The sequence below is a fragment of the uncultured Caballeronia sp. genome, assembly GCF_964243625.1.
Taxonomy (GTDB): domain Bacteria; phylum Pseudomonadota; class Gammaproteobacteria; order Burkholderiales; family Burkholderiaceae; genus Caballeronia.
This window is the reverse complement of sequence record NZ_CAXTGZ010000372.1, coordinates 1-6,192: the sequence shown is the minus strand read 5'-3', so window position 1 is coordinate 6,192 and position 6,192 is coordinate 1. Positions and strand designations below refer to the sequence as shown.

The 6,192-nt window shown below is 61.8% G+C and carries 6 protein-coding genes; 3 read left to right on the top strand and 3 right to left on the bottom strand.

Features of this window, described 5'->3' with window-relative positions:
* Together miaA and mutL are read right to left on the bottom strand one after the other, a co-directional pair.
* A partial coding sequence (miaA, locus tag ACFFAR_RS22015) for a tRNA (adenosine(37)-N6)-dimethylallyltransferase MiaA (protein WP_375508468.1) occupies nt 1-510 on the bottom strand: 510 nt, incomplete at its 3' end.
* A complete protein-coding gene (gene mutL / locus ACFFAR_RS22010) occupies nt 507-2,441 on the bottom strand; it encodes a DNA mismatch repair endonuclease MutL (protein ID WP_375508469.1) in 1,935 nt (644 codons plus the stop codon). The genes miaA and mutL, both read right to left, overlap by 4 nt.
* 291 nt (nt 2,442-2,732) lie before the next feature.
* On the opposite strand from mutL, the gene ACFFAR_RS22005 reads away from it, so the two are divergent.
* From ACFFAR_RS22005 to bamE, 3 genes are all read left to right on the top strand, one after another.
* Nucleotides 2,733-3,392 (top strand): VTT domain-containing protein, encoded by a 660-nt coding sequence (locus ACFFAR_RS22005; protein ID WP_062000252.1) that lies wholly within the window; start codon nt 2,733-2,735, stop codon nt 3,390-3,392.
* Nucleotides 3,393-3,865: 473 nt separating this feature from the next.
* Nucleotides 3,866-4,762 (top strand): peptidoglycan DD-metalloendopeptidase family protein, encoded by an 897-nt coding sequence (locus ACFFAR_RS22000; RefSeq protein WP_375508467.1) that lies wholly within the window; start codon nt 3,866-3,868, stop codon nt 4,760-4,762.
* 66 nt (nt 4,763-4,828) lie between these two features.
* On the top strand, nt 4,829-5,383 hold the full coding sequence (gene bamE, locus ACFFAR_RS21995) for an outer membrane protein assembly factor BamE (RefSeq protein ID WP_375508466.1): 555 nt from the start codon (nt 4,829-4,831) through the stop codon (nt 5,381-5,383).
* A gap of 46 nt (nt 5,384-5,429) precedes the next feature.
* Here the strand turns inward: bamE and ACFFAR_RS21990 are convergent.
* Nucleotides 5,430-6,192 (bottom strand): FCD domain-containing protein (locus tag ACFFAR_RS21990; protein WP_375508465.1); only part of this gene is annotated, 763 nt, incomplete at its 5' end.

Here is a 6,192-nt window from a genome sequence, read left to right as displayed (position 1 = left end):
CATGAACACTTCGAGCGCGCGCTGAATTCGCTGCGAATCATTGGGCGCTAATCGCGCCGCGGTCTCAGGATCGACTACAGCCAATCGCGCATGCAACGCAGGCCAGCCATCGCGCATGGCTTCTTCATCGAGTGCCGCACGCACTTCCGTATTTGCTTCGGGCAGTTCGTTCAATCCGCGCGTCAACGCCATGTAGTACAGCATGGTGCCGCCGACCAATAGCGGAATGCGTCCACGCGCTTCGATCTCCGCCACCAGCCTCAGAGCATCGTTCCGAAACTGTGCTGCAGAGTAAGCCCCGGTCGGATCGATGATATCGATCAAATGATGCGGCGCAATCGCGCGTTCTTCTTCGGTCGGCTTTGCGGTGCCGATATCCATCCCGCGATAAACCAGCGCCGAATCCACGCTGATGATCTCCACCGGAAAGCGCTGCGCGAACGCAAGCGCGGCAGCGGTCTTCCCCGATGCCGTCGGCCCTAATAAACAGGCAACTTTCGGCGCGGTCATTGACCGCGCATGAAGAGTCGATCGAGATCGCCGAGCGTCAGTTGAAACCACGTCGGTCGGCCGTGATTGCATTGGTCGCCGCGCTCTGTGGCTTCCATTTGGCGCAGCAGGCCGTTCATCTCATCGAGTGTCAGGCGCCGATTCGCGCGCACCGCGTGATGGCAAGCGAGCGTGCCGAGCAATTCGTGTTGCCGCTCGGTGAGCACGCGCGAGCCGCCATAAGCCTGCAGATCTGCTATGACGGCTCGCGCCAGCGACTGCAGATCGGCGTCTTTGAGCAACGCTGGAACGGCGCGAATCGCAATCGATCCCGGCGACAGAATCGCGAGGTCAAAGCCGAGTGCGTCCAGCACTTCGCGCTCTTCTTCGACAACGCCCATCTCGACGGCATCGACGGTCATCGTCACCGGGATCAGCAGCGGCTGAACCGCGATCGCCCGGTCAGCGAGCGAGTTTTTAAACTGCTCGTAAAGAATGCGCTCGTGGGCTGCATGCATATCCACGATGATCAAGCCCTGCGCGTTCTGTGCGAGCACATAGATGCCGTGGATCTGGCCGAGCGCGAAGCCGAGCGGCTGTTCATCGACGGCCAGATTCGGTGCGCCGGGCATCTCGGCATAAACCGGCGCGCTGGGTTCTGTCGGCGAATAGCGCTCCGACGACGCCAGCGAAGTGGTCCCGTCAGGCGTCCCCGCGCCAATATCCCTGCGCCCGAACAACGCGTCATACAGCGCCAGCGGTTGCGCGACGGGCAGGTTGCCCTGCGTCATTCGCGATTGCCGCAACCAGTTCGTGCCGTTCTCCGCCTTTGGCGTCGCCTGAAATTCACCCGATCCCGCATAAGGCCGCGCGCTGAACGACGCAAGCCCCGTAGGTTGCAACTGCGCGGCATGTCCGCCCGCCGTCGTTTCCGGCGACGCTCCGGCATTGCGTGCCAACGCCCGCTGCACCGCATGAAATACGTATTGGTGTATGGAACGCGAATCGCGGAAACGTACTTCTATCTTCGATGGATGCACGTTCACATCCACGCTTTCCGGCGGCAAATCGAGAAACAGCACGTACGACGGATACCGGTTGCCGTGCAGCACGTCCTCATACGCGGCGCGCACGGCGTGCGTGAGCAGCTTGTCGCGCACGAAGCGCCCGTTGACGAAGAAGTATTGCTGGTCGGCACGGCCGCGGCTCGCGGTCGGCAACCCGGCGCAGCCATATACGGCGAGCGGTCCGGCGCGTTCATCGAGGGGAAGATGCGCTGTCGCGAACACCTCGCCGAGAATCTTGGCCACGCGCGTCGCCGGATCGGACGCATTCCAGTGCTCGACGGCCTTGCCGTTATGTATCACCGATATCGCCACATCCGGCCGCGCCAGCGCCACACGCCTGATCACCTCGAGGCAATGTCCGAGTTCGGTCTGCTCGCTCTTCAGGAATTTGCGGCGCGCGGGCGTGTTGAAATACAGCTCGCGCACTTCCATCGTCGTACCGGTAGTGCCGGCTGCCGGCGAGATCGCGCCGGTCTGGGCATCGATGCGTGTGGCATGCGGGCACGTGGCCGTGCGGCTGGTGATGAACAGCTCGGAAACCGATGCGATCGATGCAATCGCCTCCCCGCGAAACCCGAGCGACGCCACGGCTTCCAGCTCGGCGAGCGAGCGGATCTTGCTGGTGGCGTGGCGCAACAACGCAAGCGGGAGTTCGTCCGGGGGAATGCCGCAACCATCGTCGACAATCACGATCCGCTTCACGCCGCCTTCGTCCAGCGTGATTCGCAGGCTCGTCGCGCCGGCGTCGAGCGCGTTTTCGAGCAATTCCTTCACCACGGACGCGGGGCGTTCGACCACTTCGCCGGCCGCGATCTGGCTGATCAACTGGTCGGGCAGGGGCTGGATGGCGCGCTGAAAGCGCGTGGCGGCGGGTTCGGACGACATTGCGTCGGAGAAAATCGCGTCGGATGAATCGATGGTGTCGGTCATGCTCAAATTATAAAGCCTCGCGTCCGTGAACGATTTCGGGGCCAGCCAGTCGCCATATAGCCCTGTGCCGCGAATCGGTCCGCGCGCAAGAAAGCGCACCGATTCACGCCAAAAGCCGTGCCCAAACCTGCCGTTCGTGAATTTTCTGGCAACGAGTTCGGTATCATGGCGCGACTGTTTTTCTCGCAACGATGCCACCGCGCGTGCACGTTGTCATCGCCAAATCCATCTTGATCGAGGCCCCATTTGGATACGCTGCTGTCATTCCTGAGTCTTATCCTCCACATCGACAAGTCGCTCGGCGTGTTCATCCAGCATTACGGCGGCTGGGTGTACGCGATCCTGTTCCTGATCGTGTTCTGCGAAACCGGGCTCGTGGTGTTTCCATTCCTGCCTGGCGACTCGCTGTTGTTCATCGGCGGCGCGTTTGCTGCAAGCGGATCGATGGACCTCGTTCCGCTGATCGTCCTGCTGCTGGTCGCGGCCGTGCTCGGGAATACGGTGAATTACTGGATCGGGCGCGCAATCGGCCCCAAGGTCTTCGATACCAACATACCCATACTCGAACGATTCCTCGATCGGGAAGCGCTGCGCAAGACGCACGGTTTTTACGAACGCCACGGCGGCAAGACCATCGTGCTTGCGCGCTTCGTGCCGATCGTGCGGACGTTTGCGCCGTTCGTGGCGGGTGCGTCGGCCATGAACGCTGCGCGCTTCCAGTTTTTCAACATTCTCGGCGCGGCCATTTGGGTCTTGCTGCTCGTGCTGCTGGGTTATTTCTTCGGCAATATTCCGTTCATCCGCCAATACCTGAATGTGATTGCGATCGTCGGTGTGTGCGCTGCGATTGTCCCGATAGCGCTCGGCGCGCTCTGGAAGATGATGCGGCGCAGAGCCAAATCGTAAGTATCCGGACGTTTTTTTTCGCGCCCGGCCACTGCTCGCTGTGTGCTCTTTCGCCGCAAAAACGTAAAAGGTTAGAATGCCGAATTGTCAGATCGATGTATCGAATATCGAGATGAACAAGCCCGGTGTTTCATGAACAAACGTTAAATGTTTTATGCTGGCGAAGGTTGGCGAGGCAGGTTGCATATGTTGGAAAGAACGAGTCATACAAAGGGATCGGCGCGCAAGGACAATTGGCGTCGTCTTAAGCTGGCGGTGGTGGTGCTGGGTGTTACGGCGCTGCTCGCGGGCTGCGGGATTTTTGGCTGCGGCGGGAGCGCCACGAACGGTGGGGCTTTCGGCGGGTGCGGAGCCGGCATGCGGTTCTAGGCGCTCCGGCACGGCCCGGAAATATCGACAACAGGAAGTCAGGGAAAACGGCAAGCATGGCGGTAATGCGTTCAGGTAATTCTAGATTGGCCGCTGGCGGCCGGGTGAGCGTGCTCGGAGCGCTCGTTTCCATTGGCATGGTGGTGGTGACGGTCGCCGGGTGTTCGACGGCGACCACGCCGGCGCCTATCGTCGACCGGTCTACGGGCGGTACCAGCGCTCCCGCGTCCATTCCTGCAACGACGCCGGTCGCCGGGCCGGCCGCTGTCGCGCCGCCGGTGCAGGCCGAAGCCGGGCCGGGGTTTTATCGTGTGAAACCGGGCGATACGCTTTACGGCATTGCCCGCGCGCAAAAGCAGCGTCCAGCCGACCTGATCAAGTGGAATAACCTGCCGGAAAGCAAGCAGGTGAATATCGACCAGTTGTTGCGCGTGGCGCCGCCGGGCAGCACGCCCGCCGGCAGCACCGATGACTGGAGCAAATCGGCGGCAGCAGCCAATTCGTCGAAGTCGGGGCCGCCGATCATCGGCGGAGCTTCTCCAGCGGCTTCGGCTCCTGCCACGACCGCCAGCAGCAACGCGACGGCCAAGGCCGAAGCGCCCGATACCAGCACGCCCGCCGTCAGCGCGAAAGGCGCGTGGCTCGCGTGGCCGGCAGAAGGCAGCGTGATCACGAAGTTCGGCGAAAGCGGCAGCAAGGGTATCGATATCGGCGGCAAGGTTGGCGAGCCGGTGAAAGCCGCCGCCGCCGGCCGCGTGGTCTACGCGGGCAATGGCTTGCGCGCTTACGGCAACATGATCATCGTCAAGCACAGCAGCGACTACCTGACGGCGTATGCGCACAACAGCAAGCTGCTGGTGAAAGAGGGCGATACGGTGCGTCAGGGCGCGCCGATCGCAGAAATGGGGACGGGGCCAAGCAACAAGCCGCTGCTGCACTTCGAGTTGCGCAAGTCGGGGCAGGCGGTCGATCCGGTGCCATCGCTAAAAAAGGCAGGATGACCAGCGCGGCCCAAAACGCCGCCCGCGATGCGCACGCGGCGTTCGCCCAATGAGAGGTCGGCGGATATGAAAAGACTCATGCTTGCCGCCACGTGCGCGGCGGCCGTGCTGCTCACTGGCTGCAACGAGAGCCAAAGCGAGGACGCCATGAACAAGTTGAAGTCGTTGTTCAATGCAGTCAAACCGGACACGCTGTTGCTGAAAGACCTGACGCCCGGCGTCACGACCGAGGCGCAGATCCGCGACCAGATGGGCGAACCTGAAACCGCGCGCATTTTCACGGATGGCTCCAAGCGTCTGGAATATCCGCGCGGGCCTGCGGGCACGAGCACGTATTTTGTCGATATCGATGCAAACGGCAAGTTCGTGTCGGTGACGCAGGTCCTGACGGCGCAGAACATCGCGAAGATCCGGCCGGGTATGACGCAGGACGAAGTGCGCCGGATTCTGGGAAAGCCCACGACCATCGCTGAATATCCGCTCAAGAAAGAGCGCGTGTGGAGTTGGCATTGGGAGGAGGGCGGCGTGACCCGTAACGCCATGTTCAACGCCCACTTTGGTCCGGATGGCATCGTCACCACTACATCGCGATCCGAGGCGCTGGGCGGCGGCGCGCATTGAGCATTCATTGAGCATCACCCGCACTCAAGTCAAACCGATGCAAAAATCAAAACACGCGTTCGAGCGCGAGGAACTGATGGCGCTGGCTGAGCGCTATCGAATGGAACGGGCGGCGGAGTCGTCCGATTCGGCCGAAGCCGGTTGGCAATGCGGGCGCGGTCACGCATGGGACGACGCGCTCAGCGCCGTGCAAAACGTGCGCTGCATGAACTGCGCGTCGCAGCGGCGCGAGCAGCGTCTGGAACGCCTGCGCGCGCTGGCGGCCGAGCGTGGGGGAAAGCTGGTATCGGCGGATTATGTCGATGCAGGCGCGCCGCTGGAATGGGAATGCGCGTTCGGGCATACCTGGGAGGCGCTGCCGGCGGATGTGGCCCGGTGCTGGTGTCACGAGTGCGCACGCATGGGTGTCTACGACCAGGCGGTGGGCTGACGAAGTTTGCCCGCGAACGCCTTGGTACTCCGCATCCAGCGACACCCCCAGATTCTGGCGGAACACTTCCAGATGGTCATGCATTGCGGCGCGCGCCGCCTTGGCATCCTGCTTTTCGATAGCCCGCAAAATCTTCTGATGCCCCTTCCAGGAACGTTCCGGCGCGCCGGGTAGTTCCTCGGTCAGCACATACCCGTCGCGGATCACTTCGCGCACGGGATCGAGCATGGTTCGCAAGAATAGGGCTTTCAAACTCCCCAACGAACCACCGCAAAAACTATTTTCAAATTCTCTGGAATAGACCGGGAAAAAATGGGTTCGCCCTAGTACCAACCCATTAAACACTCTGGAGTCGAAGATGAAAAAGATTGCCCTGTTC

What these genes read in the sequence shown, in the direction of transcription:
- mutL (WP_375508469.1), bottom strand. Translation starts at nt 2,441, where the DNA reads ATGTCGTCCGAACCCGCCGCCACGCGCTTTCAGCGCGCCATCCAGCCC.
- bamE (WP_375508466.1), top strand. Translation starts at nt 4,829, where the DNA reads ATGAAAAGACTCATGCTTGCCGCCACGTGCGCGGCGGCCGTGCTGCTC.